General features: G+C 71.6%; 10 protein-coding genes and 2 tRNA genes. 8 read left to right on the top strand and 4 right to left on the bottom strand.

The window, feature by feature from the left end; all coding sequences use genetic code 11:
• Positions 1-338 precede the first annotated feature (338 nt).
• Complete coding sequence (locus ACFRMN_RS23155; protein WP_383022443.1) at positions 339-1,580, bottom strand: PP2C family protein-serine/threonine phosphatase; 1,242 nt, start codon at positions 1,578-1,580, stop codon at positions 339-341.
• 703 nt (positions 1,581-2,283) lie between these two features.
• Between ACFRMN_RS23155 and ACFRMN_RS23150 the strand changes: the two genes are divergently transcribed.
• Positions 2,284-2,760 carry a histone deacetylase gene (locus tag ACFRMN_RS23150; RefSeq protein ID WP_383022442.1) on the top strand — a complete coding sequence of 159 codons (477 nt, stop codon included), beginning with the start codon at positions 2,284-2,286 and terminating at the stop codon, positions 2,758-2,760.
• Positions 2,761-2,781: 21 nt separating this feature from the next.
• Here the strand turns inward: ACFRMN_RS23150 and ACFRMN_RS23145 are convergent, their stop codons facing one another.
• Positions 2,782-3,828, bottom strand: a complete 1,047-nt coding sequence (locus ACFRMN_RS23145; RefSeq protein WP_383022441.1) for a bifunctional DNA primase/polymerase — start codon at positions 3,826-3,828, stop codon at positions 2,782-2,784.
• A 328-nt stretch (positions 3,829-4,156) separates the two neighbouring features.
• Between ACFRMN_RS23145 and ACFRMN_RS23140 the strand changes: the two genes are divergently transcribed.
• From ACFRMN_RS23140 to ACFRMN_RS23130, 3 genes are all read left to right on the top strand, one after another.
• Entirely contained in the window at positions 4,157-4,471 is a 315-nt protein-coding gene (locus ACFRMN_RS23140; RefSeq protein ID WP_356509109.1) for a hypothetical protein, read from the top strand.
• A gap of 350 nt (positions 4,472-4,821) precedes the next feature.
• Positions 4,822-5,481 (top strand): SigE family RNA polymerase sigma factor, encoded by a 660-nt coding sequence (locus ACFRMN_RS23135; protein ID WP_383022440.1) that lies wholly within the window; start codon positions 4,822-4,824, stop codon positions 5,479-5,481.
• 216 nt (positions 5,482-5,697) lie between these two features.
• On the top strand, positions 5,698-7,344 hold the full coding sequence (locus ACFRMN_RS23130; RefSeq protein ID WP_383022439.1) for a long-chain fatty acid--CoA ligase: 1,647 nt from the start codon (positions 5,698-5,700) through the stop codon (positions 7,342-7,344).
• Between the two features lie 186 nt (positions 7,345-7,530).
• Here ACFRMN_RS23130 and ACFRMN_RS23125 read toward each other — a convergent pair whose 3' ends face one another.
• Positions 7,531-12,081, bottom strand: a complete 4,551-nt coding sequence (locus ACFRMN_RS23125) for a PAS domain-containing protein (protein ID WP_383022438.1) — start codon at positions 12,079-12,081, stop codon at positions 7,531-7,533.
• A gap of 346 nt (positions 12,082-12,427) precedes the next feature.
• Positions 12,428-12,979: an SSI family serine proteinase inhibitor gene (locus ACFRMN_RS23120; RefSeq protein ID WP_383022437.1), complete on the bottom strand. Its 552-nt coding sequence runs from the start codon at positions 12,977-12,979 to the stop codon at positions 12,428-12,430.
• 193 nt (positions 12,980-13,172) lie between these two features.
• Between ACFRMN_RS23120 and ACFRMN_RS23115 the strand changes: the two genes are divergently transcribed.
• The 4 genes from ACFRMN_RS23115 to ACFRMN_RS23100 all read left to right on the top strand — a co-directional run bounded on the left by ACFRMN_RS23115 (position 13,173) and on the right by ACFRMN_RS23100 (position 15,742).
• Positions 13,173-13,263, top strand: a tRNA-Ser gene (locus tag ACFRMN_RS23115).
• Between the two features lie 244 nt (positions 13,264-13,507).
• Positions 13,508-13,580, top strand: a tRNA-Arg gene (locus tag ACFRMN_RS23110).
• Positions 13,581-13,793: 213 nt separating this feature from the next.
• Entirely contained in the window at positions 13,794-14,696 is a 903-nt protein-coding gene (locus ACFRMN_RS23105) for a DUF2797 domain-containing protein (RefSeq protein ID WP_383022436.1), read from the top strand.
• A gap of 17 nt (positions 14,697-14,713) precedes the next feature.
• Positions 14,714-15,742: an amidohydrolase family protein gene (locus ACFRMN_RS23100; RefSeq protein ID WP_383022435.1), complete on the top strand. Its 1,029-nt coding sequence runs from the start codon at positions 14,714-14,716 to the stop codon at positions 15,740-15,742.
• Positions 15,743-15,773: the final 31 nt, after the last annotated feature.

Raw genomic sequence — 15,773 nt, 5'->3', positions numbered from 1 at the left:
CGTGTCACCAGCCATCCAGTCCACCCCCTGACCGAACGGGTGCCAGCTGGATGGACACCAGCACCGGTAACGGGCGGAACCACCGGCCTCCCCGCGGCCCTCTTGCAGGGCCACGAAAAACATCACGGGGGCGACCGGCGGTTCCGTCGGGCTTGTGGAACGACTGCGGCTTGGGTCCTCAACTCGGCTGCCGCGAGAGGCCGTTCTTGCTCAGGAGAGTGGCGCCCGGAGGTTTGACAGGTCCCGCGGTGACGGCTGCCTTCGCCCTTTGGGCCGAGGGCGGCTTCGGCGGCGTCGGCTCCGTCGGGGTGGGGGTTGTCGGGGTGGGGGTTGTCGGCTCAATCGAGATAGGCGAGATGGTCGGCGTTTCCTCCGCGCCACTCGATGAGGAGGATGGTCGCGTCGTCGCTGGTGGTGCCGCCTCGTTCCTTTTTCAGGGCGTGGGAGAGCGCGCGCACCACCGCCCGCACCGCGGTGTGGTCACGGACGACGCGGTTGGTCCACTCGATGAGCTGTTCCTCACCGAACTGTTCCCCGCCGGCTTGGTGCTCCTCGATGAGGCCGTCGGTGAAACACAGCAACCGGTCCCCGGGTTGCAGCATCCGCTCGGTTACTTCCGGCTCCTCACCGCCGAATCCGACCGGCAACGTGGTCGGGCTCTCCAGCCGGTCCACCACGGCACGGTCACGGATCAGCAGCGGTGCCGGGTGGCCGGCATTGACCCATTGCAGCCGGCCCGTGGCGATGTTCAGACACATCATCTGTGCGGTGACGAAGTGGTCGTGGCCGAACTGTTCATTGATGGCCTTGTCCATGAACGCGTACACCTGGGACAGGCTGGTGCTGGCCCGTCGCGTATGGCGGTAGGCGCCGATGGCCACCGTCGCCATGGTCGCCGCGTCCAGACCGTGGCCCATCGCGTCGATCATGGCCACATGAAGGATGTCGCCGTTGAGCGCGTAGTCGAAACTGTCGCCGGCCACGTCGTACGCGGGCTCCAGGATGCCGGCCACCTCGACCTGCGGAACGGTCATCGACAGCGGGGGCAGCAACGACCACTGGATCTCCGCGGCCACGCTCATCGGAACCCTGCGCCGGGCCTGGAAGAACAGGTCGGTGTAGGCGTCCTTGGTGACAATCATGTCTGCGACCAGACCGGCGAGTCTGCGCTGCAACCGCCGATCGTCGTCATCGACCCCGTCCAGGGTGACGGCCATCACCCCGATCTGGTCACTGCCGTCCAGCAACGGCAGATACATCCGCACATCGCCGTCCTGCGACACCTCTACCGTTCTGCGGCTCAGGAACGCCTCGCCGGCGGGCGAGCCCTCGACCGGCTCCGGGGCACCGACCATCAGCCGCCGGCCCGGCAGCGGCACCATCAGCATCTGCTCGTAGTCCTGCAAGAGGATCGACAGGTCCCGGCCACCCACCCTGGCCACCTCTTCCGCAACGAGCGGGGCGATCAACTGCGGCGGCATCTCGTGCGCCCGGTCCAGCAGCACACCCAGCAACCGCTCACCAAACCCCTCGGACCGGTCCACCCCGGACTTGCCCGGCTTCCGCCCGCCTTCGGTCATCGCTGCTTGCGTCCCTTCGTACAACGGCATGGGAACTCAGTGGGCGGTTGTATCCATGAGGCGGTCGCGGGCGGCGTGGTGCTCGGCTTCGTCGGTCCGGAGCCGGTACGAGGCGGTGCCGGCCAGAGTGTGGAGCGGTTTGTGCCTTTCTCGGCTTCGGTGCTCTCAGCACCCCGAACACACGGGGCTCCGCGCACGGCAGTGATCAACCCGCACACCCTGACACCGCCAACCGGCCCAACGAACCGATTACGCCAGCGGCGGCATGTCGCAACCGGTCAGAACAATTGGCATGCATGGTCTCCCGCGCGAACGGGTCCGCCGTTCGGCGACGTACGTGCCCGATCCCGTACGGCCCGCCAACACGCCCAGTGAGATCAAGAGTTCCCGCGCGCGGCGATTGACCCTCTCGCCGCCCCGCGTTCCTGTGTCAGTCGCGTTCCACGAGGATGGGTGTTCGTTGCGTTGAAGTGGCCGTGATCAGCGGAAGCGGCCGTGACTAGCGATCGGTGGATCAGTGATCAGCCCCCGCGCCATTCAGAGGCGAGAGAGCGGCAGCGCTCCGCCGAGTCAGGTCTGGTACACGTCGTACGGTTCCAATACGTGCCTTGAGCGGCTTTCGTGCTACATCGCCGGCGGACGGCCGCCGGGCGCCGCCAGGTCGTACCCCGGGTGCAGGGACAAGAGTCTGCCGGGGGTCTCCGTGCCGGTGGAACTCGACGGTGTCATGTACTTCGCCACCGAGTCGCTCGTGTGGGGAGGCGGGAGGGCCTTCTACGACCCCGGCGTCAGGGGCAGGGTGCTGGCGAGGGCGCACCTTGTCTCGGTCGGGCAGTTCTCGGATATCGCGGCACAGGAGATGTACCGGGAGCCGGGGGTTGATCTCGATCTGACGGAAGTGTTGAGCGACGGGCGGGTGACGCTCGGGAACGGGCGGTACGAGACGCTTGTTTGCCCGGGGGCGATGGACGGGGTTCCGGTGCTTACCTTCACCGCTCCGTGGAGCGTCAACGAGCTGGAGTGGAACGCGCCCTCGGCGCCCTACCTGAGGCTGGTGGGTTCCGGCCTGCTGGAGGCGGGTGCCTGGGATGTGGACACCATCGCGCGCTATCTCGCTGCGTGCCCAGGTGCGGCCGGCCGGTGGAACGCGCGTGACGTCGCGGACCTGATCGCTATGTGAGGGGTGGCCGGTGCCGTCGGGTCAGGGGCCGGCGACGAGGCGGGCGGCCGAGGCGATCGTCGCGCGGGCTTCGTGTTCGGTCAGGCCGGTGTGTACGGCGGCGTCGACGAGGGGTTCCGTCAGCGTCTCGCCGAAGCCGTGTTCGTACGCGCGGCAGGCGGCCCAGAACAGCCGGGTGTTGCGCTGGCCCGCGTGCGCCGCCCGTACGAACTGCACCAGGCCGTGGCCGCGCGCGGGCTGTTCCTCGGCCACGCCGGAGCGGTGCCGGTGGTGCTGAGGGCGGCTAGGGGGCGCAGGGGGTGCGAGCAGGCGCAGAAGGGCGCGGGGGCAAGGCGCGGGCGCCAGATCGGCCGTACCTGGGGCCGGTCGGTAGGCGCCCCGCGCCGTGACCGAGCCTGGGCCCACGAGATAGCCGCCGGCGCCGCGTACGTCGATGCCCGGGGCGAGCCGGCTCGCGGAGTTCGGTACGACGACGTTGGGCGGGCCTGTGAGCCAGATGTGGCGGCCACCGCTGGGGGTGAGGACCACCACGGTCTCCGGGAGCGTGAAGAGGTGCTGGAGTGCCAGCTGCTGAAGCGCGGCCACCGAGTCGGGGGGTGAGTCGACGGGTGAGTCGACGGGTGAGTCGACGGGTGAGTCGACGGGTGAGTCGACGGGTGAGCCGACGGTTGAACCGACGGGTGAGTCGAGGGTCGAGAACCGGTTTGAGGTCGGCGCCGTTTCGGAGGCCGGTCCTGCCGCTTCCGAGGGCGGCCCTGAGGTGACGTCCAGGTCTATGCCGATGAGGTGGTGCGGTGGCCGGCCGCAGGCGATGCCGTAGCCGGTCGCCCAGGGTGCGGCGGCGAACAGGGCGCGTACGCCGGTGGGATCGGTGGTGGCGTCGTGCACGCCGTGGCCGGGACGCCCGCACTCGCCCCGGCAGAGAACCGGCTCGGGCTCGCCCCTGTGCGGTGAGCGCAGCGCGGGGAGCTTGGTGGGGGACAGCGGGAAGACGGGGAGCCCACGCTCGGCGGCGGACAGCGCGTGTGCGAGGGCCAGGGTGGCGGTGTGCCGGGCGGTGATGGCCATGGGTCTATGTTCGTACAAGTGTTCGGGGAAGGGAAGAGGAGTGGTTCGAGGAGGGAGGGTGAGGGGGGTGCTGAAACGCTTCTTCCCTTGTGGCGGAAGGGCTCGCGATTTGGATCCCAGCACCTTGGCGAGGGCGGATCCGGGCTTTGGGGGCGCATTGGTGGTTTATCGACATGTCCTCACGCTTGCGAGGGAATCAGGCCCTCCGGGCTGGTTCGCGGGGGATTCGGTGGGCAATTCTGAGGTCGCGACGTCGTCACCGCGACCGAGACAGTCGGCCAACTGCCTCGGAAACAAGCTGTACTTCATGGTTCCTGGAGGAAATGTCATGGCAAACTTCCGTACCGCCCGTGCCTTCGCCGCTGTTGCCGCGCTGCCCCTCGCCGCCGCGCTCTTCACCGGGGTTGCTCAGGCCGACAACGGCGCCTTCTCCGGCGCTGGGTCGAACGCGACCGTGGCCACGATCAGCGGCAGTGGAGTGGGCGGACACAACCTCGGCAACTCGACGACGACGCAGCAGGTAGCGACCGGCGCCGGGGCATCCAATCAGAACAACACCGCGAATGTGATCGGTTCGGGCTTCACGACGATCGACCAGTCCAACGAGAACGTCGCGGTGACCTTCAACAACCTCTGGTGGTGAAGTGCGGCCCGACGGGGGCGTGACTGAGGGGTGAGATACGTTCTGCGCGGCGGTACTCCGGTGCCGTCGCGCAGGACGCCTTTCGCGTTCCCCCGTGTTCCTCGCGCTTCTCGCGTTCCCCCGCGTTCCCCCGCGTTCGCCCGCGCTTGTCGGCGCCGACGGACTCCACGTAACTGATCGCTCTCGTACGGTGGCGGACCCGTCCTCCCATGGGGTGACCCTGACGACCTCCCGGACCGCTCCTCCACCTACAGGAGGTGACGGCGGCACCCTCACTACACCCTGAGGCGGAGACCGCTTCGGGACCTGGGGCCGATCCCCCGAGGTGGCCTCGCTCCTAGCGTTGAGCCATGACCACGCCTGTCTGCACGAGCGCCTCTCAAGCCGCCAAGCCGGCCGCGCACTCGTCGCATCCGAGCCACCCGCCTGCCGCCGGCGGCAGCGCCCATACGAGCCACAGTGCCCATACGGGTCACGGCGCCCACGCCGGCCCCGCGGGCTTCTCGCCGTACCCGCCCTTCGCGTCGTTCTCCTCGTACGTACGGGCGCGGGGGCCCGTGCTGCTGCGTACGGCGCGCTCGCTCACCTCCAATCCGTGCGACGCGGAGGACCTGCTGCAGACGGCCCTCACCAAGACGTACGTCGCCTGGGACCGTATCGAGGACCATCGGGCACTGGACGGTTACGTCCGCCGCGCCCTGCTGAACACCCGGACCTCGCAGTGGCGCAAGCGCAAGGTCGACGAGTTCGCCTGCGAGGAACTGCCCGAGCCCGCCGGTCAGCCGGAGCCCGATCCGGCCGAGCAGCAGGTGCTGCACGACGCGATGTGGCGTGCGGTCATGCGGCTTCCCGACCGCCAGCGGGCCATGGTGGTGCTGCGTTACTACGAGGATCTCAGCGAGGTCCAGACCGCCGAGGTGCTCGGTGTCTCGGTCGGTACGGTCAAGAGCGCGGTGTCCCGCGCGCTCGGAAAGCTCCGCGAGGACCCGGAGCTCTCGCCCGTCCGCTGATGGCCGGGCTTACACCGGGCCTACAGCAACTCCCGCGACCCCGGTCAGCCGAGGACTTCGACTTCCGAGCCTTCGACTTCCGAGCCTTCGACTTCAGAGACTTTGACTTCCGACCGCGGTTTCTACTCCCGGGTAGTGACATACCGCGCGGTACGTGCGCAGAATCTCCGCAACCCTTTTCTGCCATGTAGCGCAAGCGCCCACCGGGAGGACGCCGTGCTGAGCACCATGCAGGACGTACCGCTGACTGTGACCCGCATCCTGCACCACGGGATGACCATCCATGGAAAGTCGCAGGTCACGACCTGGACCGGCGAGAGCGAGCCGCAGCGCCGCAGCTTCGCCGAGGTCGGCGCCCGCGCCACGCGGCTCGCGAACGCCCTGCGCGACGAGCTCGGTGTCGTCGACGACGAACGTGTCGCCACCCTCATGTGGAACAACGCCGAGCATGTCGAGGCGTATCTCGCGATCCCCTCGATGGGCGCGGTCCTCCACACCCTCAACCCCCGGCTCCCGGCCGAGCAGTTGATCTGGATCGTCCAGCACGCGGCCGACCGCGTGATCCTCGCGAACGGGTCGCTCCTGCCGCTGCTCGCCCCGCTCCTCCCGCATCTGCCGTCCGTCGAGCACGTCATCGTCTCCGGTCCCGGCGACCGCGCCCCGCTCGCCGGGGCGACCGTACGGGTGCACGACTACGACGAGTTGATCGCCGGCCGCCCCACCACCTTCGACTGGCCCGAGCTGGACGAGCGGTCCGCCGCGGCCATGTGCTACACCTCCGGCACCACGGGTGACCCCAAGGGCGTCGTCTACTCCCACCGCTCCATCTATCTGCACTCCATGCAGGTCAACATGTCCGAGTCGATGGGGCTGACGGACAAGGACACCACGCTGGTCGTCGTCCCGCAGTTTCATGTCAACGCCTGGGGCCTGCCGCACGCCACCTTCATGACCGGCGTCAGCATGCTGATGCCCGACCGCTTCCTCCAGCCCGGTCCGCTCGCCGAGATGATCGAGCGCGAGAAGCCCACGCACGCCGCCGCGGTCCCCACCATCTGGCAGGGGCTGCTGGCCGAGGTCACCGCCCGGCCGCGCGATCTGACCTCGATGGCCCGCGTCACCATCGGCGGCGCGGCCTGTCCGCCCTCGCTGATGGAGGCGTACGACAAGCTCGGGGTACGGCTCTGCCACGCCTGGGGCATGACGGAGACCTCGCCGCTCGGCACGATGTCCAACCCGCCCGCCGGGCTCACCGCCGAGGAGGAGTGGCCGTACCGCATCACGCAGGGCCGCTTCCCTGCCGGTGTCGAGGCCCGGCTGACCGGACCCGGTGGCGACTGCCTGCCATGGGACGGTGAGTCGGCCGGCGAACTGGAGGTACGAGGTCCGTGGATCGCCGGGGCGTACTACGGGGGCGCGGGCGGTGAACACATCAAGCCCGCGGACAAGTTCAGTGCGGACGGCTGGCTCAAGACCGGCGACGTGGGGAGCATCAGCCCGGACGGCTATCTCACGCTCACCGACCGCGCCAAGGACGTCATCAAGTCCGGGGGCGAGTGGATCTCCAGCGTCGAGCTGGAGAACGCGCTGATGGCCCATCCGGAGGTGGCGGAGGCGGCGGTCGTGGCCGTACCGGACGACAAGTGGGGCGAACGGCCGCTCGCGACGGTCGTCCTCAAGGACGGGGCGACGGCCGACTACGCGTCACTCAAGGAGTTCCTCGCCGGGAAGATCGCGAAGTGGCAGCTGCCGGAGCGGTGGACGGTGGTGTCCGTGGTGCCGAAGACGAGCGTCGGGAAGTTCGACAAGAAGGTGATCCGCAAGCAGTACGCGGACGGTGAGCTGGACGTCACCCGGCTCTAGGTCTAGGTCTAGGTCCTGTCCGGTCGGACAGGACCTGTCCCGGGAGCCGTGGCCGGCGTGGGATGGGGCCGTACGGTACGGGGCGGCGGCGTCGCGTCTCGTACGGTCCCCTCCGTACGCGCACGCGTAGAGGGGGTCCAGGTGGCCCGGGGTTCGTCCAGGACCGGACAGGACCTAGGACAGGACCTAGTTCGTTCCGATCTTCGCGAGCAGGTCCACGATCCGGGACTGCACCTCGTCGCTGGTGGAGCGCTCTGCCAGGAACAGCACCGTCTCGCCGGAGGCGAGCCGCGGCAGCTCCGTCCGGTCGATTCCCGCCGAGGTGTAGATCACCAGCGGCGTCCGGTTCAACTGGCCGTTCGCCCGCAGCCAGTCGATGATCCCGGCGCGGCGGCGGCGTACCTGCATCAGGTCCATGACCACCAGGTTCGGCCGCATCTGGCCGGCGAGGTTGACCGCTTCGTTGTCGTTGGCCGCCCGCGCGACCTGCATGCCGCGCCGCTCCAGCGTCTCCGTCAGGGCGAGCGCGATCTCCTCGTTCTCCTCGATCAACAGGACGCGCGAGGGGTGCTGTTCGCTGTCGCGCGGGGCCAGGGCCTTGAGGAGCACGGCCGGATCGGCGCCGTACGCCGCTTCGCGGGTCGCCTGCCCGAGACCCGCCGTCACCAGGACGGGGACCTCGGCGGCGACCGCAGCCTGGCGCAGTGACTGGAGCGCGGTACGGGTGATCGGTCCGGTCAGCGGGTCGACGAACAGCGCCGCCGGGAACGCGGCGATCTGCGCGTCGACCTCCTCGCGGGAGTGCACGACCACCGGACGGTAGCCGCGGTCGCTCAGCGCCTGCTGGGTGGAGACGTCCGGCGCGGGCCAGACCAGCAGCCGGCGCGGGTTGTCGAGCGGCTCCGGGGGGAGTTCGTCGTCGACGGGCCGTGGCTGGGGCCGGTTGGCCACCTCGACCGCGCCGCCGGGGCCGTCCAGCGGCTGGGGGCCCTCGGCGCCCTCGTCGGGCGCGCCGATCGCGTACGAGCGTCCCTCGGGGTGAGCGTGGGGCAGGCGCGAGCCGCCCTGCGACGCGCCCGCGCCGACGGCGGGGTGCGCCCCGGGGCCGGAGCCCGTGTGGGGGCCGGGTCCGTTCGGGTCGGGGCGTTCGGTGCCGTCGGGCGGGGTGCCCAGCTTGCGTCGACGGCCGGAGCCGAGGGACTGAGGCTGGCCCGGTGCGTGGCCGGGTGCCTGGCCGGGGGCTTGGGACTGGTTCTGCTGGTGGGGGAGCTGTTGCGCGAAGGGGACACCCTGGCCGAGGGTCCGCACGCTGAAGGCCCGCCCCTGTGTGGAGTCGGATGTGGAGTCCGGCGAGAACGGCGCCTCTTCCGGCAGGGGCTGCGCGGGCGGGAGCGGCTGATGAGCACCACGCCGGGGATTCGGTACGGCGACGGCGACGGCTGCGGCGTCGGCCGAGGACGGGGGCTGGGGCTGGGCGGAAGGATCCTCGGGCACCTCCCCCGGCGCCGGGGAGGTACGGGCAGCCGGCGGCACCGGCACGCTGCCGGTGGCGTCGCTCGGGACGGTGCCCGGCACGTTGCTCGTGGCGGGGTCGTCGGGCCAGCCCGGAGGCGCGGCCATCGTGCCGAAGCCCGAAGTCGTCGGCATTCCCCGGCCGTTGGAGGCCGGGCCAGTACCGGGCGCCGGGCCCGCGCCGTGGCCGTAACCGTGGTCCGGGGCGGACCGGCCGGGCGGGGCCGGGTCGGGGCTTCCCCAGGCGTTCGGGTTCGGGGCGTCCTCGGTCTCGGCGAACGCCCCCCTGCGCGCCGACGGCAGCGGGTGCGGCTGCGGCGGGGTGTGGTCGTCGTCCGGATTCGTCCGTACGGCGTCATGGCGACCCGGCAGCGAGCCGCCCGGCGCGGGCGGCGCAACGGGACCGGGGTGACCGGGGCCGGGACTGTGACCGGGGCCGGACGCGGGCGTGCGGTCGGCCTCGGCGGGCGGGAGCGCGAACGGGCTGCGCGCGCCCTCCGGCTCGGCGGGCACAGGGATGTGCCGCTCCTGCGCGGGGGCGAGCGCGCGCCGGGCACGGCGCGCGGCCGGTGGCGTCGGCTGAGCGGAACGCAGCGGCATGGGCGCCGGGGCGGCTACCGGCGCCGGTGCCGGTCGTGGGACGCCAGCGCCCGGCGCGGCAGGCGCGGCGGGTGCCGCCACGCCGGCCGAAGCCGGGGGCGATACGGGTGGCGGTACGGGCGCGGATACGGGAGCGGCGGGCGCCATCGGAGCGGTGGGAGTCGGAGGACCGGCCGGAAGCGCGGGAAGCGCCCGCTGCCCCTGTCCGGCCTGGTCACCTCGTCCGCCCTGGCCCCCGTGCCGAGCCCGGCGCCCCGTCCCGGCGGCGGCCTCCACGGGCACTCCCTGCGGCGGGACGGCCTGGCCGAGCGCCGCCCGTCCGGTCGGATGCGCTCCCTCGGCGGCCGTCACGACCGACCCCTCGGAGGCAGGGGCGGCCGGCAGCGCGACAGCCGCCCCCGGGTTCGGCCCGCCGACACCCGGCCCGCCGACACCCGGCCCGGCGGCAGCGGCGGCTGCCGCGGCGTCGTCAGCGGGGCTCGGACGGCCGCGCCGACGGCCCGTACCACTGCCCCCGCCGGAGTCCTGCGCGGGGATCAGGTCCTGCTGGACTCCCCTGCTCCCCCCGGCCGTCTGGTTCCCGTGGACTCCCGGGCCCCCTGGACCGGCGCCCTCCGTCCCGGCGTCAGCCTCAGCCCCTGCCCCGGCCCCAGTCCCGGACCCGGCCGTGCCGGCCCCGGACCCAATCGTGCCGCCCGCCTCAGCCCCTGGCTCGGCCGCGCGCGCTCGGCGCCGTCCGGTCGGTTCCCCGGTGTCCTCCGTCGCGGACGCCAGAAACGCGTCCGTGGACGCCCGCCGGGCGCGTCGCCTGCCGCTGCCCGAAGTTCCTGCCCCCGCCCCCGCGTCCGGCCCCTGAGCGGGCAGGGCGGGCTGTGCGGACCCCGGCATTCCGGCGGGCGGCCTGACCGTACCCGCGCCCTCGCCGAGCGGCAGCTCCAGCACATACGCGCTGCCGCCCAGGCCCGGCATCTCGTGCGTCTGGAGCACCCCGCCGTGCGCCCGTACGATCCCGCGCACGATCGGCTCATGCACCGGATCACCCCCGGCGAACGGCCCGCGCACCTCGATCCGTACGACATCCCCGCGCTGCGCGGCCGCGACCACGATCGTCGAGTCGACGTATCCGCCGCCCGGCACCAGCCTGGCCCGGCCCGTCGAGTCGACCCCGGCCACATCGGCGATCAGATGCGCGAGCGCCGTCGCCAGCCGGCCCGGGTCCACCTCGGCCTCGATCGGCGGGGCGTGCACCGCGAACTGCGCCCGGCCCGGTCCGATCAGCTCGACCGCGCCCTCCACCCCGGCCGCCACGACCCCGTCGAGCAGGGTGTTCGTCTTGCTCAGCTGTTCCGTGCCCGCGTCGAGCCGCTGATAGCCGAGGACGTTGTCGACGAGCGTCGTCATCCGGGAGTAGCCCGCGGCCAGATGGTGCAGGATCTGGTTGGCCTCCGGCCAGAGCTGTCCGGCCGGGTCGGCGGCGAGCGTGGCCAGTTCGCCGCGCAGCTCGACCAGCGGCCCGCGCAGCGACTCGCCGAGTACGGCGGTCAGCTGGGAGTGCCGGTCGGACGTCTCGCCGTACCGCTCCGTCAGCTCCTCGATCTCGGCCGCGTACCGGTCGCTGCGGTCCGCGAGCTCCGCCGTGTGCCGTTCGGTCGCCTCGTCCAGCTCGGCGCGCAGCCGCTCGGTGGTCTCCGCCAGCTCGGCGCGGAGACGCGCGGTCGTGTCCGTCAGCTCGGTGGTGAGGCGCTCCGTCGTCTCCGTCAGCTCCGCGGTGTGCCGTTCCTCCGCGGCGGCCAGCTCGGTGGCGTGCTGCTCGGTGAGTTCGTCGTACGGACGCCGGTCGGTGAAGGTCATCACGGCGCCGACGAGCTGATCGCCGTCCCGTACGGGCGCGGTCGTCAGATCGACCGGCACCCGCTTGCCGCTCTTCGCCCACAGCACCTGCCCGCGCACCCGGTGCTTGCGGCCCGACCTGAGCGTGTCCGCGAGCGGTGAGTCCTCGTACGGGAAGGGCTCGCCGTCCGCGCGCGAGTGCAGGATCAGCGGGTGCAGCTGGTGGCCGCCCAGATCGCTGGCGCGGAAGCCGAGGATCTGCGCGGCGGCGGGGTTGACGAGGACGACGCGGCCCTCGGTGTCCGTACCGACGACCCCCTCCGACGCGGCCCGCAGGATCATCTCGGTCTGCCGCTGCGAGCGTGCCAGCTCGGCTTCGGTGTCCATCGTGCCGGAGAGATCGCGTACGACCAGCATCAGCAGCTCGTCGCCGGTGTAGCTGTGCGAGTCGTTGTACGCGTCCCGGCCGTCCTCCAGGCTCGCGCTGGTGACCTCGGCCGGGAACTCACCGCCGTCCGTACGCCGGGCGATCATGCGCGTCGGCTTCGTACGGCCGCGCGCGTCCGCCGACTCCGGGCGGCGCATCGAACCGGGGATCAGCTTGGAGTCGAACTCGGGCAGCAGATCGAGCAGCCCGCGGCCGACCAGCGCGGTGCCGGGAGTCTCGAACATCTCCAGCGCGATGGTGTTGGCGTTGACGACCGTGCCGTTGGCGTTGACGAGCACCAAGCCGTCGGGGAGTGCGTCGAGTATCGCCGCGAGGCGAGCAGCGCCTCGCGATGGCCTGCTGCTCACGACGACGCTTCCTCCCTGAACCACTGCACCTTGCGGACCGCGGCACCCATCTTGCCCCTCGGGTTCCGGCCTGTCACGGAAGGGAGTCTAAAGGCTGGGGAAGTGGCCGCGACGGCGGATGAGCGGGAGCTCTCGCAGGGGTTGTGTGCGAATGGCCTGTGCCACTGGCCTTTCACGCGGCCTCCCGCACCTCGCGATTGCCTCATTGTGTGATGTACCGCCCGGCAGGGTACCTGCCTCGACCGGGCCGGGGCAGGCGCCTGTACGAGCCGGAGACCGGTGGGGCCGGCGCTGCGTCCGTCCGCCGACAGGCGTGCACGCGCGTACGTCACGGACGGGGAGGGCCCTACGCCCGGGTGCTCGGCAGCACCGGCTCCAGCGTCTGCCAGCGGGCGATCTCGCACCCGTTCTTCCGGTTGAACGTGGCGTCGATGGCGCGCCCCTGCCAGGTGCCGGTGACCCGGGCGGTGGCGTCGCCGCCGTACAGCATCGTGCACTGCGCGCCCTTCGCCACCGGCGCGAACGGATCCTTCCGCTCGCTCGCCAGCTGCGCCAGCCGGTCACACGCGGCCCGCGCCTGCTGATGCGTCCCACCGGCCGGCCGGCACTTCAGGCGGTACGTGCCGTCGGCGCCCCGGAGACCGGAGTCCGCGACGGTGACGGTGAACTCGTCCGCGGCGTTTGCGGCGTCCGCGCCGTCCGCGGCGCTTGCGGCGTCCTCGGCCAGGGGCAGCGGTACGGGCGCGAGCCGCGTCAGCACGGAGCCGGCGGACTCGGTGAAGGCGCCGGTGTCGGCGCGGGCCGAGGCGTCCGCGGAGGCGGCGGGCGCGACGGCGCCGAGCAGGGCGGCGGACGCGGCGACGGAGGCGGCGGCGGTGAGAGCGAGGCGACGCAGCATGGGAGCTCCTGACGGGTGACGGATCCGGGGCCAACGCCCCGCCCTCTCTAACGCGCGTCAAGCCCCGGCGTTGCGCACGCGGAAGCGCTTTGCTCTGTGGGCCACCCGCCTAGTACCGTGAGAAGCGATTGGTGACACCCCACCTGGCTGTGTCATCATCTGCACGCACCATCCGCGCCCGCGCGGGTGTGCTGGAGGCGTCGCCTAGTCCGGTCTATGGCGCCGCACTGCTAATGCGGTTTGGGTCTTAAAGCCCATCGAGGGTTCAAATCCCTCCGCCTCCGCGTGTTGATCACCGAAGCCCCGGCCCCACGGCCGGGGCTTCGGCCGTTCCGGCAACGATGGCCCGTACGAGTGACCGCTCCCATGACTGATCGTCCGCACGCCCGCCGATACGCGGTCCGGGGCCCGATTCTGAGACGTTTTCGCAGGTCAGCTGTGGTCTGGCGAATGGATTTCACCTGGCGCCACGGGTCATGTAATGTTGTTCCCGCAACGCCGACCGGGAAGAAAAGCCCGGAACGCCGAGCACTCGTAGCTTAACGGATAGAGCATCTGACTACGGATCAGAAGGTTGCAGGTTCGAATCCTGCCGAGTGCACAGCAGGCCAGAGGCCCGATCAAGAAATTGATCGGGCCTCTGGCGTATGTCTTGACGGCGGTGGGTGACGGCAACCGTCCCGGGGCGGGGATCAGATGGCCACTGGCACCCCGGCGGGTGGTACCCCGGCGGGCCGTCCGTCGTGCCAACGGCGGCCGGCATCCTGCTAGTGGTGGCGGTGGCGTGGGGGATGCGCAGGGGAGCGGGTCGGGTATGGGATGGAAGTGCCAGGGGCTTCGCTGGAGCGACGGGGCGCCCGTGCTCCGATGGCGGCGGGGCGAGGGTGGCGCCCGGCGGGAGAGTGTTCTGGAGTACGGGCGTGACCTGGGGTTTCGTGCCGTCGGGGCGCGTACGTGCGTCGGGGCGCGGGGGAATGCGTGCCCCCTGGGGGCGCTGATCGCCGGGCGCGGTACCGGCGGGCAGTGTGCCGAGTGCGCGCGGCTGGACCGGGCGCACTCCGTCGCCGCCGACACCATCGCCGATGATCCGCGGACGTATCGCGTCTATCTCGCGTGGTTCGGGCCCGGGATGGTGAAGGTCGGGATCACCGCCGAGGAACGTGGATCCGCCCGCCTTCTGGAGCAGGGGGCGGTCGCGTTCAGCTGGCTCGGGCGCGGGCCGCTGATGGCCGCGCGGCGGACCGAGGAACTGCTGCGCAGGGCGCTGGGGGTGCCGGACCGTATCCCGTACGCGCGGAAGCGGGCCGTACGGGCCGCGCTGCCGGTCCTGGCGGAGCGGGTGGCCGAGATCGAGCGGCTGTACGCACGGGCGGTGGTGCTGGAAGGGTGGCCGCGGTCGCTGGAGCGGATGGAGTTCGCGGCGGTCGATCACGCGGGGGTCTTCGGTCTGGCCGGGCTGGCGCCGGCCACCGGCGTGGTGGAGGAACTGGTGGACGCCGGGTGCGTCGCGGGGCGGCTGGTCGCGGCCGCCGGGCCCGATCTCCATCTCGCCGCCGTGGACGGCGGGATGATTGTTCTGGATACCCGGCTGATGAGTGGGTGGGAGTTGACCGCGATGCCGGGCGGCGACGGCGTGGATGAAGGCGGGGGTGGGGGCGTGGTCACCGTGCCGGTCAAGGACGTGCACAGCGGCGGTGTACAGGACGGGCTCTTCTGAAGGGGAAGTGGGCTGGTATGAGCGGCGGTCACGAGAGTGAAGAGGGTGAAGAGGGTGAAGTCGAGGCCGTACGGCGGTTCCGCGAGCGGACGGGGCTCCCGGGCCTCATCGACGTACATACGCACTTCATGCCGGAGCGGGTCCTCAAGAAGGTCTGGGCGTACTTCGACGCCGCCGGGCCGCTCATCGGTCGCGAGTGGCCCATCTCCTACCGGCAGGAGGAGGACGAACGCGTCGCTCTGCTGCGCGCGTTCGGCGTGCGGGCGTACACCTCGATGCTCTACCCGCACAAGCCGGGGATGGCGGAGTGGCTGAACGGATGGGCCGCCGCGTTCGCGGCACGTACGCCGGACTGTGTGCGGACGGCCACGCTCTTCCCGGAGGACGGCGTCGAGGCGTACGTACGTGAGGCCGTCGAGGGCGGCGGGGGAGAGGGCGGTGTGGGGGACGGCGGTGTGGGGGGCGGCGCCCGGATCTTCAAGTCGCACCTCCAAGTGGGCGCGTACGACCCGAACGACGAGCGGCTCGACCGGGCCTGGGGGCTGCTCGCCGAGGCCGCCGTCCCGGTGGTGATGCACTGCGGCTCCGGCCCGGCGCCCGGCAAGTACACCGGGCCCGAACCGGTGGGGCGGCTGCTGGCCCGCCATCCGCGGCTGCGGCTGATCGTCGCGCATCTCGGGATGCCGGAGTACGTGGATTTCCTGGACCTCGCCGAGCGGTATGCGGAGGTCAGGCTGGACACGACCATGGCGTTCACGGACTTCAGCGAGGCCTTCGCGCCGTTCCCCGGGGAGGCGAGGGCGCGGCTGGCGGAGCTGGGGGACCGGATCCTGCTGGGGACGGACTTCCCGAACATCCCCTATCCGTACGTCCATCAGCTGGAGGCCCTGGAGCGACTGGGGCTGGGGGACGAGTGGCTGAGGGCGGTCTGTTACGACAACGGTGCCCGGCTCTTCGGGATCGCCGACGCCCAGGGGCAGGGCCGAGGCCGGGGCCGGGGGCAGGGCCGGGGCCAGGCCCCGGCGGATTTGGGCCAAGGCGTTTAGGCCCGGTCTCCGGGCCCTCGCCCGCATTCGT

The organism is Streptomyces sp. NPDC056835 (assembly GCF_042789485.1).
Classification (GTDB): Bacteria; Actinomycetota; Actinomycetes; order Streptomycetales; family Streptomycetaceae; genus Streptomyces.
This window is presented reverse-complemented; position numbering and strand designations above follow the sequence as displayed.